Origin of the sequence: Pantoea sp. EKM103V (assembly GCF_011800365.1) — a bacterium.
Taxonomy (GTDB): Bacteria; Pseudomonadota; Gammaproteobacteria; order Enterobacterales; family Enterobacteriaceae; genus Pantoea; species Pantoea anthophila.
In genome coordinates this window covers 198992-218833 of the sequence record NZ_JAALFQ010000003.1, presented here as the reverse complement: position 1 = coordinate 218833, position 19842 = coordinate 198992, and the positions used below count along the sequence as shown (strand labels likewise).

General features: G+C 63.4%; 2 protein-coding genes. One reads left to right on the top strand and one right to left on the bottom strand.

Annotated elements, in window-relative coordinates:
* Positions 1–211: 211 nt before the first annotated feature.
* Positions 212–17932 (bottom strand): Ig-like domain-containing protein, encoded by a 17721-nt coding sequence (locus HFD97_RS09955; RefSeq protein ID WP_167431408.1) that lies wholly within the window; start codon positions 17930–17932, stop codon positions 212–214.
* 738 nt (positions 17933–18670) lie between these two features.
* On the opposite strand from HFD97_RS09955, the gene HFD97_RS09950 reads away from it, so the two are divergent.
* Positions 18671–19825: an MFS transporter gene (locus HFD97_RS09950; RefSeq protein ID WP_167431407.1), complete on the top strand. Its 1155-nt coding sequence runs from the start codon at positions 18671–18673 to the stop codon at positions 19823–19825.
* Positions 19826–19842: the final 17 nt, after the last annotated feature.

Genomic DNA, 19842 nt, shown 5'->3' with positions numbered 1-19842 from the left:
GGGCGTGATGAACAGGACGCGAATAACGCGTCAAATAAGATCAGAAGCGTGATTGACGGCGTGTCGCCGTTTGCTGCGCCTACCCTAAGCTTTCATTCCGCTAATGAATAGTGGCGAAAATCTGGAAAGTGAAATTATCACGGAGCTGACGCAAAAAAAGCGGGTGCTTTCGCACCCGCGCCTCATAACCGCCGGACAGACAACGTCGTGGCTACATCACATGGACCTGCAGGTTCTGCTGTACCAGCACATCCCCCAGGGTGTTATCACTGGTCAGCGCCGAGTTGTGGTAGATCTCAAAGACTCTGCCATCCACCGTCCGTTCGCCGGTCACTTCCCAGATACCGCCATTGCTGTTAGCCAGAGTCACCTGACTGCCGTCCGCGCCTTTGATCAGCAAATCGTCACTCTGTTTATCCGTCAGATTGAGTGCCTCATTGAGATCGAGTTTCACCGAGTTGGTGCCGGTTTTACCCAAATCGAGCACTTCAATGTGTTCGACTTTCAGGCCCAGCGCGGTGAGATCCAGAGTGAGGTTCTCACCGTTCAGCACCAGGGTATCGGTGCCTGCGCCGCCATCAATATGGGTAAAGCTGAGGTCACTGACCGTCACGGTATCCGCGCCGCTGCTGCCGGTAACCGAGGCCCCCTGCGCCGTGCTGCCATCCGCCAGCGTAATGACTACCCCGCCAATGGTGTAACCCGCCTCTTCGGCCGGGGCTGCAGCCACCGCTGTGTCACTGACCACGGCGCTCTGGCTGCTGCTGACCGGCGTCGCAACATCCGCGTCGGTCACCAGCGTAGAGGCCACGGCCACATGGGCGCTGCCGTCATCGCTGCTGGTGCTGCTATTGTGCTGCGTCTCCGTGCTGGCCACCGTGGCGCTGTCATCCACCACCGAGAACAGGGCCACGGACTCGGTAGCGGCTAGGGTGACCGGCAGGACAGAACCCAGCAGCAGGGTGTTGGTGGTGGTATAGCTGTTACCCGCCACGTCGGTGATCGACACTTTTGCCAGCGTGTTGAGCGACAGCAGCAGGCCACCCACCGACAGCAGTGACGGTGAGAAATTGACGGCATAACGCCCCAGCGCGTCGGTGGTGGTATTCAGCGTTGGGCCGTTGCTGCCGTTGGCGAGCAGCAGCGTCACGCTGACTCTTGATCCCTGCGCCGCATTGAGCGATCCGCCCTGCACCACCAGACCGGTGAGCAGCGAACCGACGAGGCTGAGCACCGGATCGACCCCCACGACCGGCTGATTATGCGACAGCGCGGTAAAGCTGCTGGTGCTGGTGGCGGTGTTACCGCCAATATCCGTCACCGTCACCGTCAGAGGACGGCTGCCATCGGGGATGCTTTTCAGCGTCGCTGACGGCACGCTGACGCTCCATGCGCCATTGGCACCAATGGTGGTCGTGAGAATGTTACCCGCCACGTTTACCGTCACCGTGCCGCCCGCCGCATTAGTACTGGTGCCTCTGATGGTTTCCGCCGTATTGGCTTCCGCGATATTGAGGTAGCCATCGCCGCCAAAGAAGCTGCTAACGCTGACCGTTGGCGTGGTGTGGCTGACGACACCCAGCGACGCGGAGATGGTGCCGCTGCTGCCCGCGCCGTTGGTGACGCTGGCCGTCACGGTCTGCAGACCATCCGCGATGGCGGCGAGGCTGGCCGCCGGAACCGACAGGCTCCAATTGCCGTTGCTGCTCACCGTGGTGCTGTAGGTCTGGCCGCCCAGCGTGACCCGCACCACCGATCCCTCGGCGTTACTCGCGGTGCCGCTGATGGTCTGTGCCGTTTTCACATCTGCCGCGCTGAGCGCGCCGTCGCCAAACAGCGAGGTAATCGCCACCACCGGCGTCGACTGGCTGATGACGTTCAGCGAGCCGCTGGCATTCGCCACGTTGCCGTAGGCATCCGTACCGGTCACCGTCACGGTTTTGCTGCCGTCCGTCAGCGCAACCAGATCCGCTTTCGGCACGCTGATGCTCCAGTTACCGCCGCTGGCCACCTTGGTAGTGTAGGTAATGCCATTCAGCGTGGCGCTGACGGTTGACCCGGCAGAGAGGCTGGAACTGCCGCTCAGCGTCTGGTTTGAGGCCAGATCGGCCGCGCTCAGCACGCCATCGCCGAATACCGTGTTAACCGAGAGGGTCGGCTGAACCAGTCCCAGCGAAACGCCTGCACTGGTGCTGCTGACGTTGCCGACCGGATCGGTGACCGAGGCGCTGACGGTGAAGTTACCGTTCAGCAGCGTCGAGAGCACGGCCGGTGAGACAGTGGTTGAAAAGGTGCCGTCGGCATTGACCAGCGCGGTCGCGGTGGTGTTACCAATCGCCAGCCTGACGCTGCTGCCCGCGGCCACGCCGGAGACGGTGCCGCTGATGGTCTGCGTGACCAGCGACTCGGCCAGGTTAAGCACCCCGTCACCAAACAGCGGATTGAGCGTCACTTTCGGCACGTTGTGAATGCCGACCACTGCCCCCGCCGTGGCGCTGCTGGTGTTACCGGCGCTGTCGGTGACGCTCACGCCCACCGTGAGATTGCCGTCCGCAATGCCCTGCAGCAGCGTCGGCGTCAGCGAGACGTTAAAATTACCGTTCGCATCGGTCGCCGTCACAAACTGCTGGGCGCCTACGGAGACCACCACGCGTGAGCCCGCTTCCGCGCCGCCCACCACGCCGCCGATCACCTGGGTGACCAGCGCATCCGCCACGTTCAGCAGACCGTCACCAAACAGCGGATTGATGGTGATGGTCGGCAGCAGCGTGTCGACGCGGATGCCGGCGCTGGTGCTGGCGGTGTTACCCGCCGCATCGGTCACCGATGCCCCTACCGTCAGGTTCCCCTGCGCCAGGGTGCCCAGGATATCCGGTGTGACCGTGGCGCTGAAGGCCCCGCCCGCGCCGACGGTAGCCGTCAGCTGGCTGTTCCCCACCGAGAGTGTGACGACACTGCCCTGGGCGACGTTGTTTACCACCCCGCTGATCACCTGCCCGGTCGCGATATCCGCCAGATTAAGCACCCCATCCCCGAACAGCGAAGTCAGCGAGATGGATGGCGTCTGGGTGAAGATGCCGACCGTAGCACTGCTGGAGGCGACGTTACCCGCCACATCCCGGACGCTGACGCCCAGCGTCAGGTTGCCATCCAGCAGCGAGGTGAGATCGCTGGCCGGCAGGTTAACGCTCCAGGCACCGCCCGCCTGCACGGTAGTGCTGTAACTTCTGCTGCCCAGGGTCACGGTGACCTGTGAACCCACCGCCGCATTGTCGATGACGCCACCCACCACCTGTCCGGCTGCGGCTTCCGCGATGTTCAGCAGGTTATCACCGCCAAACAGCCCGGTGAGCGCGCCGACGACCGGCACCGCATCGACAATCGCGGTGACGGTTTCACCCACGGTACGGGTGTTGCCTGCCGCATCCGTCAGCGTGACGTCAACGGCCAGCTGACCATCGTTTAACAGACCCAGCACCGACGGCGGCACCACGATAGCCCATTTACCATCCTGCCCCACCGCTGCCGAGAGCGTCGTACCGCCCAGCACCACGGAGACCGTCGCACCGACGCCCGCCGAGGTCGCCACCCCGGAGATGGTCTGCGCCACCGTGGTATCCAGCGCGCTGAGTGTGCCGTCGCCGAAGACCGAATCGACGACCAGCGTCAGCGCACTGTTGACCACTTTGTTGACCGTCAGCGTGGCATCCGTCTGGTTCCCGGCGGTGTCACTGACCCGCACGCCAAAGACCAGCGCGCCCTCAGTGAGGTTCGTCAGCACCTCCGGCGTCAGATCGATACTCCAGCGGCCGTCGGCTCCGACAATGGCGGTGGCAATCGGTGCGGCATCGCCCAGGTAGAGGCCGATGGTCTGGCCTTCTGCGCCCTGCGCACTGCCGGTGAGCACCTGCGTGGTCACCAGGTCCGTGGCATTGAGGACGTTATCGCCCGCCAGGGCATCCACCTGCAACACGGGCGCCCCGGTATCCACCGTGACCGTCTGTGTCGCCGTAGTCACGTTGCCCGCCACATCCGCCAGCTGCGCGGTGATCTGCAGCGAACTGCCACTGGTAAGCGCCTGCATATCACTGGCGGGCACCGTGGCCGACCAGCTGCCATCCCCCTGCACCACCGCGTTGTAGGTTTTGTTGTTAAAGGTCACCACCACCGTGCGGCCGGCTTCGCTGACATCGGCGGTGCCGCTGATGGTCTGACTGGTGGCACTTTCACTGCCGTTGACCTGATTGTCGCCTGCAAAGTTATCCAGGTTCAGCGTCGGTGGCGTCAGGTCAATCGCGATGTTATTGCTGACGCTGACGGTATCCGTGCCGTTCGTCGCATTCACCGTGACGGTCGCACTGCCATCTGTTTCGCCAAACGCGCTGACCGGCAGGGTCGCCGTTGACCAGTTGCCTGAGGCATCCAGCGTGGTGGGGTAGCTCGTGCCATTGATCACCACCGTCACCGCGCCCCCGGTGCCGAGATTGGCCGAGGTGCCACTCACCACCACGCCCCCCGCGACATCCTGGGTGCTGATGATGTTATCGCCCGACACGGTGCCTAAGGTCACCAGCGGACCTGGCGGTGGGGTCAGATCGACCGTCAGCGGAACGGAGCCGGTGGCGAGGTTGCCTGCCAGATCGGTCACCGCCAAGGCCAGCGTGGTGGAAGGCCCGAAGGTGGCCATCTGCTCTGGCGTCAGCGTCAGACTCCAGTTGCCGTTGGCCGCCACTATCGCCGTGCCAAGCGGGGTATCATTCAGCGAGACGGTGACCACTGCGCCCGTCCCTGCTCCCGTTGCGGTGCCAGTGAGCGTCTGCGGCTGAATGCTCTCCGCGTAGTTCAGCACGTTGTCGCCGGTGAACGCCGAGGCAGTGAGCACGGGTGGGGTTTTGTCCAGCACAAAGGCGCTGTTAAGCGTCGTGCTGTTACCCGCCGCGTCCGTGGCCGTGATGAGGACCGGATAGGTGCCATCCGCCAGCGCGGAAAGCTGCGCCGTCGTCAGCGGCACCGACCAGTTGCCGTTCTCATCCGCAGTCGCGGTATAGACTGTGCCTGCCAGCGTGAGCTGCACCGTCTCATTGACACCCGTGGTGCCGCCCAGGGTAATGCCGCCTGCCACATCAGCCGCATTAACATAGCCCCCGAAGTAGTCCGGATTGAGCACAGGCTGAGGTGCGCTGAGATCGGCGGTGAACGGCAGCTGCGCCGAGGCGCTGTTGCCTGCCGCATCCACCACGTTCACCGTCAGCGTCTGCGCGCCATCATCCAGGGCACTCAGCGCGTTAGCAGGGATCGTGACGCGCCAGTTCCCGTTACTGTCAACGACACCCGAATAACGGCTGCCATTGAAATCAACGGTAATGCTGGCCGCCTGGTTTGCCCCGACGCTGCCGGTGGTGCCGGTCAGGGTCACGCCAGCCGCCGCTTCACTGATGTTAAGCAGGCCGTCGCCGCCAAAGGCATCCGGGCTGAAGGTCGGCACCGGCACCGCCACTTCCGTTACCACACTCAGCGCCGTCGTGTCGCTGTTACCGGCGACATCGGTGGCGGTCACGGTGATGGTGTGCGCCCCGCTGGTGAAGGTGCTTAACTGCGCAGGCGACAGCGCCAGAGACCAGCTGCCATCGTCCTGCACCGTGGCCGTCAGCGGCGCATCGCCGTTAAAGCCTGAAATCAGTACCGAGACCGTCTGCCCGGCACCGGTAATGCCGGTGGTGCCACTGAGCGTCTGTTCACTGAGCGCTTCTTCAGCATTCAGCGCACCATCCCCGAACGGCAGGTTCAGCGTGACGTCCGGCAGCGCGTTAACGGCGACCAGCAGGCTGCCGCTGGTGCTGGCAATATTGCCGACCTCATCGGTGACGGTCACCGTCACCGGCCAGCTGCCATCCGGCAGGGACTGCAACAGCGCCGGTGACAGCGCCAGCGACCAGCGCGTCCCATCCTCGCTGAGCTGGGCGGCGTAGACGGAGCCATTCACATTTACCGTCACCGACGCCGCGTTATCAATGCTGACCGCGCCGCTCAGTGAACCCCCTGCGGCCGCCTCATCCGCATTCAGCCTTCCATCGGTAAAGGGCGTGTCCAGCGTGGGCGCCGCAATCGGCGTAATCGCCGAGACAAATGTCTGGGTCGTGACGCTGGTATTGCCTGCCCGGTCGGTGGTGGTGAGGGTCAGCGTCTGTTCACCCGCCCCCAGGCTGGCGATCACCTCTGGCGTCAGGCTGGCCGTCCAGTTGCCACTGGCATCCACCGTCACGGACAGCGGGATGTTCTGATCGCCCACCGTCACGCTCAGGGTCTGGCCCGGGAGAGGGTCCGATGTCCCGGTGACAAGCTGAACGACACCCGCTTCACTGATGTTAATGATGTTGTCGCCGAACAACGTGCTGTCAAAGGTGGCGTTATCCGGCGCAGCCTGCAGGATCTCAACCCCGGCGGTCACCTGGGCCGGATTGCCCGCCGCATCGGTGGCACTCACCACCACGTCGGTCACGCCATCGTCCAGCCCTGACAGCGCACCCGCGGCCAGATTCAGCGTCCAGTTGCCGCTGGCATTGGTCGTGGTGCTGAAATCCAGCCCGCCAATGGTGATGCTAATCAGGCTGCCCTCCGGCAGATTGGTGCTGTCGCCGCTCAGCGTGAGCGCGCCCGCAGCGTCAGCAGCACTGACCAGCGCATCGCCAAACGGCGTATCCAGCGTCAGCGCAGGCAGCGTATTAAACGCCACGTCCAGCGAGGTGGTGGTATCCGTGGTGGTATTGCCCGCCGCGTCGGTGACGGAAACCGCGATCGCGTTAGCACCATCTGCAAGCTGCTGCAGATCGGCTGACGGGATGGTGACGGACCAGTTACCGTCGGCATCGGCCGTGGTGGTGTAGCTGACATTATTCAGCGTCACCGTCACCGGCAGGGCCCCCGTGGTGGAACCGCTGACGCTGATATCCTCCAGCGACTCTGCAAAGTTCAGGGTGTCACCCGAACTGACGGTGATCGCCGTCAGTGCTGGCGGTGTGGTGCTGAACGTCACCGTCTGGCTGGCGGTGGCCGGATTCCCGGCAATGTCGCTGGCGGTCACGGTAAGGGTCTCCGTGCTGCCCGCCGTCACGCCGGCAAAGGCGGTGGAGGGAAGAATCACCGTCCAGTTGCCGTCAGCGTCCAGCGTCGTCTCATAGTCCGTGCCGTTAAACGACACGGTCACCGGGGTGCCCGCTGCCAGCTGGGTGCTGCTACCGCTGACCACCACATCCGCGGCGGCCTCGCTGGCATTGATCACATCATCCCCAGCCACCACGTCCAGGGTCAGCGTTGGCTGCGCCTGGGCGCTGGCCAGCACCACCAGTGAGGCGCTGCTGCTGGCCGGGTTGCCGGCGGCATCCGCAGAGACCACCACCAGCAGCTGATCGCCATCCGGCAGCGCGCCCAGATCGGCGGCCGGCACGGTTACCGTCCAGCTGCCATCCTGAGTCACCGTGCCGCTGTACTCAACGTTGTTCAGCGTCACCGTGACCAGCTGGCCCTCGGCCAGATTGGTGCTGCTGCCGCTGATGCTCAGATCCTGCAGCGACTCAGCCTGATTCAGGAAATTGTCGCCGCTGATCGGCCCGATCGTCAGGGTCGGCAGGCCGGCACTGTCTGCATCACGCGTCAGGGTGGTGGTCGCGCTGCTGCTGTTGCCTGCCGCGTCCGTCAGCGTCACGCTGACCGGGTAGCCGCCATCGGTCAGCCCCTGCATCACACTGGCCGGCAGCGTCACCTGCCAGCTGCCATCAGAGAGCACCAGAGTGGTGTAATTACTGTTCTGGAAAGTGACGATGACCGTCTGTCCGGCATCCTCCGCTGACGCGCTGCCGCTGATGGTGACGGCTTCCAGCACTTCCAGAGAATTAACAATATTATCGTCACTGATCGGGTCCAGGCTCAGCGCAGGCGGCGTCCGATCCACCGTGACCGCACTGGTCAGCGAACCGCTGTTTCCGGCCCCATCGCTGGCATTCACCACCAGAGTATTTACCCCTTCGTCCAGCGTCTGCACCGCCTCCGGCGTCAGGGTCAGCGTCCAGTTGCCCTGTGCATCCACCGTGGCGGGATAGTCTTCGCCACCCAGGGAGACGGTGACCGTCTGCCCCTCACCGGTGACGCCGGTGCTGCCACTCAGGGTCTGACTGACCCCGGTCTCACTCTGGTTCAGATAACCGTTGCCGAACGGGGTATCAATCGTCACCGACAGCGCGCCGGTCGCCAGCGTAATGTCACGGGTTTCCGTCACCGGATTACCCGCCGCATCACTGACCGTTACCGTCAGGGTATAGGCCCCGGCCGGGATACCGGCCAGCGCACCGGCTGGCAGCGTCAGGCTCCAGTCGCCATCCTGAGTCACGGTGGTGGTATAGCGCTGGTTGTTGAGGGTGATGGAGACCGTCTGTCCGGCTTCGGCGCTGGTCGTCCCGCTGAGCACGATCGGTCCGGTGCTCTCTGCGATATTCACAATGTCATCATCCGCGACGGCCGCCAGCGTCAGCGTCGGTGGCGTCAGATCCACCGTGACGCTGCCCTGGGTGCTGCCTGTGTTACCGGCGGCATCCTGCACCGTGACGGTGTAGCTGAGGATCTCTTCCGGCAGGTCAGCCAGCGCCGTCGCGGGAACGGTCACCAGCCAGTTGCCATTGCCGTCGACGGTGCCGGTGTAGGTCACGCCATTCAGCAGCACGCTGACGCTCTGTCCATCGCCCGTTACGCCGGTGGTGCCGCTCAGGCTCTGTGCCGCGGTAACGTCGCTGCTGTTGAGCGCGCCATCACCAAACGCCGAGACGATGAGCGGTTCCGGCAGGCCGGTCGCCAGCACGCTGAGCGTAGCTTCGCTGCTGAGGGTTGCTCCGCCGCTATCGGTCGCGGTAACCGTCAGCGTGTAAGGTCCATCGGCGAGCGCCGTCAGTGCCTCCGCCGGAACGATAACGCTCCAGCGCCCGCTGGCCGAAACCTGGGCGGTGTAAGCGGTGTCGTTGAACAGCAGCGTGACGGTACTGCCCGCCGGCACGTTTACCGCGGTGCCGGTGACTATCAGCGGCTGACTCAGCTCCTGCGCATTGAGGTAGTTATCTTCGCTGATGGCATCCAGCGCCAGACCAGACGCGTTGCTGTTGACGTCAAAAGCGAGGTTGCTGGTGGTGGTGTTACCCGCCACGTCGCTGACCGCCACGGTAAATGTGGCGCTGCCATCGGCAAGCGCAGCCAGCGCGCCGGCTGGCACAATCAGACTCCAGGCCCCGCTGGCCTGTACGGCGGCGCTGTAGACCGTTCCGTCAAGCGTGACGGTCACCAGCTGGCCCGCCTCGACATTGGTTGTCGTGCCGCTCAGCCGCTGGTCGGTGAGGCGTTCCGCGCCATCGACCACATTGTTGCCGGCAAAGGCATCCAGGGCCAGCGTGGGCAGCGTGCCCGCCTCCACTTTCAGCGCCAGATCGCGGCTGGTGGTGGTGGCGTTGCCAACCGCATCGCTGGCGGTAACCGTCAGTGGATAGCTGCCGTTAACCAGCCCGCTGTAGACGGTGGCGGGCAGCGTCAGCGACCAGTTGCCGCTGGCGTCAGCGGTGGTGCTCAGGCTGGTGCCGTTGAAGCTGGCCACAATCAGTGCATTGGCTTCGCTGCTGCCGTTCAGCGTCAGCGGCTGCTGACTTTCAGCGGCGTTGATGATGCCGTCGGACGGCGTGACAACGGTCAGCACCGGCGGCAGCGTATCGACCCGCAGCGTGCCTGTCGCCTGGCTGCTGTTGCCCGCCACATCACTGACTACCACGCTGTAAGCCGTGTCGCCCTGCGGCAGCGCAGCGAGTGCGCCAGCCGGAACCGTGACCTGCCAGTTGCCCGCAGCATCGACCGTGCCGCTGTAGCTGACACCATCCAGGGTAATGCTGACCGTCTGACCGTCACCCGTTACGCCGGTGTTACCGGTGATAGCTCCCCCGGTTGCGGCTTCCCCGCTATTCACAATGCCATCATCAAAGGCCACGCCCGGTGTCGCGACCGGCAGCGCGCTGGCCACGACCGTCAGGGTGGTGTCAGTGGTCGCCAGCGGCTGGCCGTTTGCATCGCTGACGGTGGCGGTCAGGGTCTGCGGCCCATCCGCCACGCCGCTGAAGGTGCCTGCCGGTAATGTCAGGCTCCAGCTGCCATCGGCGTTAAGCGTGGTGGTGAACGGCGTCCCGTTGGCATCAACGGTGACCAGGCTTCCCGCAGGCAGACCGCTGCTGCTGCCGCTGACGACGACGGGGCCGTTCAGCTCGCCTGCATTCAGATAGTTATCGTCGCTGACGGGTGCCAGCGCAATCGCGGGCAGTGTGTTGTCCACACTGAAGTTAAGCGGCGCGCTGGCGCTGTTACCGACGGCATTGTTCACGCTGACAATCAGCGTCTGACTACCCTCGCCCAGATCCGCCAGCGCGCCCGCTGGCAGAATGATGCTCCAGTTGCCACTTGCCTCAACCACCCCGCTGTAATCGGTGCCGTTCAGTGAAACCGTGACCTGCTGACCCGGCTCGACGTTGAGGCTGCTGCCGCGCAGGGTAATCGGCTGTAACTGCTCCGCGGCGGTGACGATACCGTCACCGGCAAAGGTGCTGCTGTCGACGCTCAGTTCCGGCTGCACCGCTGGCGAGGTGGCTACATTGAGATCCACCACCTGGCTGCTCTGATTTCCGCTGGCGTCCGTTTCGGTCACCGTGACGGGATTCGGGCCGGACGGCAGCGCTGCCAGATCGCCAGACGCGATCTCCAGCGTCCACTGACCGTTCACTCCGACGGTGGTGCTGTAAGTCTGACCATTAAGCTGAACCGTCACGAGGTCGCCGTTCTGTCCGCTGCCGCTGACCACCAGCGGCTCTGCCAGTTCGCCGACGCTCAGCGCGTTATCCTCACTGATCGGCGCAACCACCAGCGGAGGCGGCGTCGTGTCGACGGTCAGCGAACTGTTCTGGCTGCTGCTGTTACCGGCAGCATCGGTCACCGTCACCACAACCGGATAGCTGCTGCCGCTGGCCAGACCGGCCAGTGCCGCAGGCGGCACGGCCAGAGTCCAGAGACCGTCTGCGCCGACGGTGCCGGTGTAGGTCACGCCATTCAGGGTCAGGCTGACCTGGTCGCCCTCACTGCCTGCACCACTGAAACTGAACCCGGCCGCCTGTTCAGCAAGGTTCAGCACACCATCACCCGCTGGCGGATTGATGCTGAAGTCCGGCACGCTGGTGTCGACGGTAACCGGCACCGGCGTGGTGGCGACGTTGCCGCCCACGGTAGTTACGGTGACGCTGAGATCGTAACGGCCATCGGCCAGCTGACTCAGATCGGCGGTGGGCAGCGTTGCACTCCAGCTGCCATCGGCGGCCACGACGGCGTTATAGGTTTCGCCGCCCAGCAGAAGGCTGACGCTGCTGCCCGGCGCAGCGGTACCGCTGACGATCAGGTCGGCGTCGGCTTCCGCCGCGTTAATGACGCCATCGGTGGCAATCGGGTTCACGGTCAGCGCCGGTGTGCCGGTATCCACCGTCAGCGGTTCACTGATGCTGGTGCTGTTACCCGCGCTATCGCTCACCGTTACGGTAATCGGGTTGCTGCCCTGAGCAAGGGCCTGCAGCGCTTCCGGCGGCAGCGTGACGCTCCAGGTGTTATCCGCCGCGACCGTTGCCGGATAGCTGACGCCGCCCAGAGTGACGCTGACGGCCTGGCCTTCCGTGACGGAACCGGTCAGGGTCTGCGGCGCGGTGACCTCGTTATTGCTGAGGATGCCGTCAGTGAAGGGGGTATCAATCTGCGGGGCTGCCAGCGGTGTGGTTGCCACCAGCAGCGTCTGGCTGCTCTGCACGTCGCCGGAAGTAACGGTCACCGTGGTGTCACCCTGCGACAGGTTCGCCAGATCGGCGGCGGGCACGGTAACCGTCCAGTTACCGTCCGGATCGATGGTGGTGCTGTAAACGGTCCCGCCCGGCACCAGCGTCACGCTGACCGGGCTGCCTTCAGGCAGACTGGCGGAACTGCCGCTGAGGATCAGATCGCTCTGCGCTTCCAGTGCATTCAGCGCGTTATCTTCACTTATCGGCGCAATCGACAGCAGCGGCGTGTCGCTGGTGACCACGGTGATCAGCCCCTGCGCGGGCTGCGCCGGGTTGCCGGCCACATCGGTGATCGCCACGGTAAAGGGCTTGTCGCCCGCGCCTCCCAGCGATCCGGCAGGCAGCGTCACGCTCCAGCTTCCGTTTGCCTGCACCACGCCATCATAAGACTGGTTATTGATGGTTACCACAACCGGCTGGCCTGCCGGTACGCCGGTCACACTGCCGGTAATGAGTGTATCAACACGCTGTTCCGCGCTGTCGATCTGGTTGTCGCCGGTCACAGGATCCAGGGTCAGGACCGGCGATGCGGCCGCCAGTACCGTCACGCTGGAGGCGACGCTGCTGCTGTTGCCATACGCGTCGCTGAGCACTACATCCACCGGATAGCGGGCATCGCCCAGCTGGCTAACGACCGCCGCAGGCACTGTAACCTGCCACGCGCCGCTGGTATCCACGGTGGCAGTGTAGGTTTCGCCATTGAAACTCACCGAAACCGTGTCGCCCTGCACGCCTCCGCGCCCGTCAATCGTCAGATCCTGGCTATGTTCCGCGATATTAATGTAACCATCACTGCCCGGTGTGGAGACGGTCAGCTGCGGCGGCGTGGTCGCAAAGATCGGAGCACTGTTGATCAGCGTAGTATTCCCGTCACCATCCGTCGCCACCACTGCCAGCGGCTGTGTTCCGTCAGGAACAGCGGCCAGGTCGGATGACGGAATGGTGACGCTCCAGCGGCCCCCCTCCGCCACGACGGCGGTGTAGGTCTGGTTATTCAGCGTCACGCTGATCGTATCGCCCGCGTCGCCGCTTCCGCTGACGATCAGCGGCTGCTGTGCATCGATGACGTTGATGACGCCATCGTCGCTGATCGCATCCAGCGTCAGCGCAGGCACTGCGGTGGCAACCCGCAGTGACGTGTTCTCTACGCTGCTGTTGCCCGCCGGATCGGTCACGGTGACCGTCACCGGGTAGGTCTGACTGGTCAGCGTGCCCAGATCGGCCACCGGCACCTGCGCACTCCAGTTGCCATTGTCGTCAACCAGCGCGCTGTAGGTTTTGTCGTTTAACTCAACCGTGACCTGATCGCCCGGGGTGCCTGTTCCGCTGATCAGCAGCGGCTGGGTCAGTTCATTACTGGTCAGCACAACGTCACCGCCCGGCGCGTTAACTGACACGTCCGGCGACAGGGTGCTGACGGCCAGCGTCTGCGACTGGCTGACCGTATTGCCGCTGGCATCCGTCAGGGTGACCACCAGCGTGTAACTGCTGCCCTCAGCCAGCGCCTGCAGATCCTCCGCGGGCAGATCCACCGTCCAGTTGCCCTGTGCATCTGCCGTGGCGCTGTAGATCAGGTTATTCAGCGTGACCGAGACGACATCGCCCGGCGCGGCACCTGAACCGCTGACCGGCACGCCCGCCGCCACTTCAGCGCCGTTAAGAATGCCATCTCCGCCTGCCACCGCCGCCACAATCAGATTCGGTGGCAGGGTATCGACGCTGAAGTCCAGCGTCTGGTCAACACGGTTACCCGCCTCATCGATCGCGGTCAGTGTCAGCGTGTTAGCGCCCTGCGGCAGTAAGGCGAGATCGGCGGCGGGCAGCGTCAGGTTCCAGCTGCCGTCCTCATTCACCGTGGTGCTGTAGGTTTTCCCGTTGAGTTCCAGGGTGACCTGCTGGCCCGGCACGGCTTTACCGGTGTTTCCGCCGATCGTCAGGTCGCTGCCCGCTTCCGCCTGATTCAGAATGCCATCGCTGATCGCACTCTCATCCAGGGTAATTTGCGGCAGCGTGTTCACCACCACATTGAGCTGGGCGGCGTCGGTCAGCAGCGCTCCGCTGGCATCGGTGGCCGTCGCGGAGATCAGTTTTGTCCCGTCGGTGATGCCGGTGAGGTCGCTGGCCGGAACGGTGACGCTCCAGAAGCCGTTGCTGTTTACCACCGCGCTGTAGGTGTTGTCGTTGAAGGCTACCAGCACCGTCTGGCCGGGATTAACGCCCAGAGCAGAGCCGCTGATGATCAGATCGCTGGCGGCCTCCTGCTGGTTAAGGAAACCGTCGAGACTGAGTGGTTCAGCGATGGTGAGCACGCCCGGTTCGCCTGCGGCAGGCGCGACGTTGATATCCCGGCTGCCGCTGGCTGAAACGCCCGCCGCCGTGGTTACGCTGGCGACCAGGGTGGTGGTGCCCGCCGCCAGTGCGCTCAGCGCAGCGGACGGGATCGGCAGACTCCAGCTGCCATCCGCCTGAACGGTGGTGCTGTAGGTCTGCCCGTCCAGCGTGAGGGTGACCGTCTGGCCCGCCTCTACGTTGCTGGTGCTGCCTGACAACGTCTGGTCCAGCGCTTTTTCGCTGTTGTCGAGCAGGTCGTCGCCGGCAAAAACAGCGATCGTCAGCGTTGGTGCGCCCGGCTCTGGTGAGGCTTCGACCACAATGACCCGATCTTCACTGGCGACCACACCCGCCTGGGTGGTTACGCTGGCGCTGAAGGTCGCGTTGCCCGCCGCCAGGGCGGCCAGGGCGCTGGAGGGGATGGTCAGGCTCCAGCTGCCATCGGCCCCGACGGTGGCGCTGTAACTCTGGTCGCCCAGCGTCACCGTCACCACCTGGCCCGCCTCAACATTGCTGGTGCTGCCGCTCAGCAGCTGGTCGCTGGCTTTCTCGTCGTTGCTCAGCACATCATCACCGGCGAACTGATTGAGTGTGATGACGGGCTGGCCCGGTTCGGTCACCGGGGCTTCAACGACGATACCCAGCGTGTCGCTGACAGAGGTACCGGCCGCATTGCTGACCGTCACCACCAGTGAGGCCGGGCCTGCTGCCAGGGCGCCCAGCGCATCGGCCGGAATCGCAATATTCCAGCTGCCGTCAGCGCTGACCGTTCCGCTGTAACTCTGTCCACCCAGCGTGACCGTCACAATCTGGCCCGCCTCGACGTTGGTGGTGCTGCCGGAGATGGCCTGCGCCTCCAGCTTCTCCTCGTTGCTTAACACGTTGTCTTCCGCAAAGGCATTCAGGGTCAGCGTCGGGTTGCCTGGTGCGGTGCCCGCGGACTCCACCAGGAAGTCACGCGTTTCGCTGATCGGGTTCCCTGCCGGATCCGTCACCGTGGCGCTCAGGGTGGCGCTGCCTGCCGCCAGCGCCGCCAGTGAACTGGCCGGCACCGTGAGGCTCCAGCTGCCATCCGCGCCGACCGTGGCGGTAAAGGTTTCCCCGTTCAGGGTGACGGTAACCTGCTGGCCCTCTGCGATATTGGTGGTGGTACCGGTCAGCAGCTGGTCGCTGGCTTTTTCGCTGTTGCTGAGGATGTCATCCCCGGCAAAGGCGTCGAGGGTCAGCGTGGCGGCCCCCGGCTGCGTCGCCGGGGCGTCTACCGTGATCGGCTGGGTTGCGGTCACGCTGTCGCCCGCCGCATTGCTGACGGCAACCGTCAGCGTGGTCGTGCCCGCTGCCAGCGCGGAGAGCGCCGTGGCGGGCACCGTGACGCTCCAGCTGCCATCCGGCTGCACGGTGGTGCTGTAGGTCTGGCCGCCCAGTGTGACCGTGACCACCTGCCCGGCTTCGATATTGGTGGTGGTGCCACTGACCGCCTGGTCGACCGTCTTCTCGTCGTTGCTCAGCAGGTTATCGCCGGCAAAATCATTCAGGATCAGCCCCGGCACGCCAGGTTCAGTGGCGGGCGCTTCCACCGCAATATCGCGGGTTTCACTGCCGGTTGCCCCGGCGAGGTTGCTGACCGTGACGCTGATGGCATTGCTGCCCGCAGACAGGCTGCTCAGGGCGGCGGCCGGGATAATCACACTCCAGTTTCCGCTGCCATCCACGGTGCCGAGGTAAGTCTGTCCCCCCAGGGAAACGGTTACCGTCTGACCCGCTTCGACATTGGTGGTGCTGCCTGAGAGAGTCTGCGCCGTGCCTTTTTCGTCGTTGCTCAGGATGTCATCCCCGGCGAACTGATCGATGGTCAGGGTAACGTCGCCCGGCTGTGTCACCGGGGTCTCTACCGTAATCGGCAGGCTGCTGGTCACGGTGTTACCGGCTGCATCGCTGACTGACACCGTCAGCGTGGTTTCACCGGCCGCCAGGGCGCTCAGGGCCGCCTGGGGCAGCGTGACACTCCAGTTGCCCTGCGCATCCACGCTGCCGCTGTAGGTCTGACCGCCCAGCGTGACGGTAACAATCTGTCCGGCTTCAACATTGCTGGTGCTGCCGGTCACGGTCTGATCGCTGGTTTTTTCTGCGTTAGTCAGCTGATTGTCGCCGGTAAAATCATCCAGCGTGAGGGCGGGCGCGCCCGGCACGGCGGGCGTATCGACGCTGATCGCGCGGTTTTCACTGGCCTCAATGCCCGCCTGGGTGGTGACCACCGCGGAGATCGTGACCGTTCCGGCGGCCAGGGCATTCAGCGCGGCAGGCGGCAGCGCAATGCTCCAGTTGCCCTGGGCATCGACCACAGCGCTGTAGGTCTGGTCACCCAGCGTCAGCGTGACAACCTGTCCCGCTTCCACATTGGTGGTGGAACCGCTCAGCGTCTGGGCGCTGTTTTTCTCCGGATTACTGAGAATGTCATCGCCGGCAAACTGATCGATGGTAATGACCGGCGTCCCCGGCTGGGTCAGAGGGGCTGCAACACTGACGCTCAGGCTGCCGCTGGCGGAGGCACCGGCCTGATTCGCGACCGTGGCCGTCACCGTGGTGGTGCCTGATGCCAGCGCTGCGAGCGCATCAGCAGGCACGGTCACGCTCCAGCTGCCATCACCGGCAACGGTGCCGCTGTAAGTCTGACCGCCGAGCGTGACGGTAACAATCTGTCCGGCTTCGACATTGCTGGTGCTGCCGGATAAGGTCTGCGGGGTGGTTTTTTCCGTGTTATCCAGCACGTTATCGCCGGCGAAAGGATTCAGGCTGATGGCGGGCGTCGCAGGGGTGCCCGGATCGGCAGCAGCCACGGTAATGGGCAGCGACCCGCTGGCGGCGGTGCCTGCTGCGTTTGTCACGCTGACTGCGATCGTGGCAGAGCCGGCGGCCAGGGCCGCCAGCGCGGCAGCAGGCACGGTCACGCTCCAGCTGCCGTCAGCGCCCACCGTCGTGTTGTAGGTCTGGCCGCCCAGGGTCACCGTGACAACCTGTCCCGCCTCGACATTGCTGGTGGAACCGCTCAGCAACTGATCGGTGGTTTTTTCGGCATTATCCAGCACATTATCGCCGGCAAAGGTGTTGAGCGTGATGGCGGGGCTGCCCGGCGTGCCCGGCGTGCCGGGGTCAGTGCCGGGGTCGGTACCAGGATCCGTGCCGGGATTCGTACCGGGATCGCTGCCGCCGTCATTTCCGCCGCCACCGCCTCCGCCGCCACCCCCCAGACCCACGGCCAGCCCGGCTAAGCCAAGTACGCCGAGACCGCCCGCGGTGATCACACCCATCGAGGCGTTGGTGTTATCGGCCAGCAGCAGCGGCTCGACGCTCTCCAGTGATTCGTAGGTTGGTGTGACGGAACCGGAGGCCAGTTCAGTGCCTTCTGCGGTCTGCGGGAACAGGGCATGTTCCGGTGGATTGACCCCATCATCGAACACCAGCTCACTGTGATTACCCTCGGCATCATCAACAAAAAATTTCTGATAGCGGACGGTACTGCCGTCACGCATGTGCAGGACCAGGTCATTTCCCTGGCGCTCATACTGCGTGACCAGTTCGCGGGTGCCATTGATGCGCACGACGCTGGGCTCGGTGAGGTTAATGGATTGTGATGAACCGGGAGTGGCCTGCGAGATGAGCGTGCCGTTTTCGCGCGAGATGATGTCTACACGGCCTTGCGTGAGTTCTGCCATTTGTAACCTCTACTCCACCAGATTATCTAATATACTGAATCCATAAACATAAATTTATTTTACGTTTACGGTATTCACACTTAGTTTCACCCACTGAAAAACAGCGAGCGCGTTAACCTGGTGTATGCAGTAAGGGCAAAGCCAAGCGGCACCAGATACCTTGGTCCGGGCAGAAAAAAACGCTTTTATTGTTAGATTAAGTTGTACAGACGGACGCGAAACGTAGCGGTTCTGACAAAATAACTTTTATCCTAAACGTGCTGAAAATCAACACCAATGTACAGATTTAATTATGATTTAATCTTTATTACATAAGTCAGTCTTGCTATAAAACGTTCACGAAAAAACGCTTTACCCTTGATTTTTCATGTCAATTTGTGGCGGGATGTTTCCATAAATGTCATAAAACGGCTAAATATCGCCACCCTGAGAACTTCAGGGCACTGAAAAGATTTTTTTAGTTATGCGATTCAGCCAGCATTTCCCACCGAGCCGACAGCTTCGTTTAAGCAGACAACCCGTTGAAAACGGCACTGAAATTTGAGTTAAGTCGACCTGCGCGGCGTCCCGCCCTGCCAGGAAAGTTCTGGAAAAAATCCGCAGCGCATTAAAAATCGGTAAACTCCCGGTTTTGTCATATTGATGAGGGTGCTGCACCCCTGCTGATAAGAGGCGCGACGGCCACAGATTGCCGGCCGGTGCTACACTTTTTCGCTTTATCACTGATGAATCTGACCTATGACCGCACTGGACGCTGCACAACAACATCAACAGCAGAGCCGCCTGAACTGGGGCACCCGCACCATCTTTCTGATCAACGGGTTAGGCATGTCAGCCTGGGCACCGCTGGTGCCGTTTGCCCGTGATCGTCTGCAGCTGAGCGGCGCCTCACTGGGTGTGTTGCTGCTCTGTCTCGGCATCGGTTCACTGGCGGCGATGCCGGTCACCGGCACGCTGGTTGCGCGGTTTGGCTGCCGTCGGGTGATGTGCTTCTCCACTCTGTTAGTGCTGCTCATGATGCCGCTGCTGGCCACGGCGGACTCGCATCTGCTAATGGCGGCCGCGCTGATGCTGTTTGGTGCCGGGCTGGGCATGCTGGATGTCGCCATGAATTATCAGGCGGTTCAGGTTGAACAGGCGGCGGGTAAGCCGATGATGTCCGGCTTTCATGGCTTCTTCAGCCTTGGCGGCATTCTGGGTGCGGGGACGGTCAGCCTGCTGCTGAGCCAGTCGTTCTCTCCGCTGGCCGCTACGCTGGTGGTGATGGCCGTGATGCTGCTGCTGTTGTTATGGCGCATCCCGGTATTAATGAATGAGCGTCTCCATCAGCCCGACCAGCCCTGGCTGGTGATCCCCCGTGGCTGGGTGGCGTTTCTCGGCCTGCTCTGCTTTATTCTCTTTCTGGCAGAGGGCGCGGTGCTCGACTGGGGCGCGCTGCTGCTGCTGCAGAACCCGGCGATGTCAACGGCCTATGCCGGCCTCGGCTATGCCACCTTCTCCGTGGCAATGACGCTGGGGCGGTTCAGCGGCGATAAAATCATCCAGCGCTTTGGCCGCTATCCGGTCATGATAACCGGGGCGCTGACCGCCGCAGCGGGCATGACGCTGGCGGTGTGGCTGCCGTGGCCGGAGATCGCCCTGCTGGCTTTCCTGCTGGTCGGCTTTGGTTTATCCAATACGGTGCCGATGTTGTTCAATGCTGCCGGGAATCAACAGGATATGCCCGCGAACCTGGCGATTTCTGCCATGACAACGCTGGGATATGCGGGTATTCTCTCAGGTCCGGCTTTAATCGGATTCATTTCGCAATGGATCAGCCTCAGCGGCGCGTTTTTAGTGATCGCCCTGCTGCTGTTAGTGGTAGCCGCCAGTGCGCGAAGAGTTGCGCGATAATTCAGGTACCTGACACG

What these genes read in the sequence shown, in the direction of transcription:
- HFD97_RS09955 (WP_167431408.1), bottom strand. Translation starts at nt 17,932, where the DNA reads ATGGCAGAACTCACGCAAGGCCGTGTAGACATCATCTCGCGCGAAAAC.
- HFD97_RS09950 (WP_167431407.1), top strand. Translation starts at nt 18,671, where the DNA reads ATGACCGCACTGGACGCTGCACAACAACATCAACAGCAGAGCCGCCTG.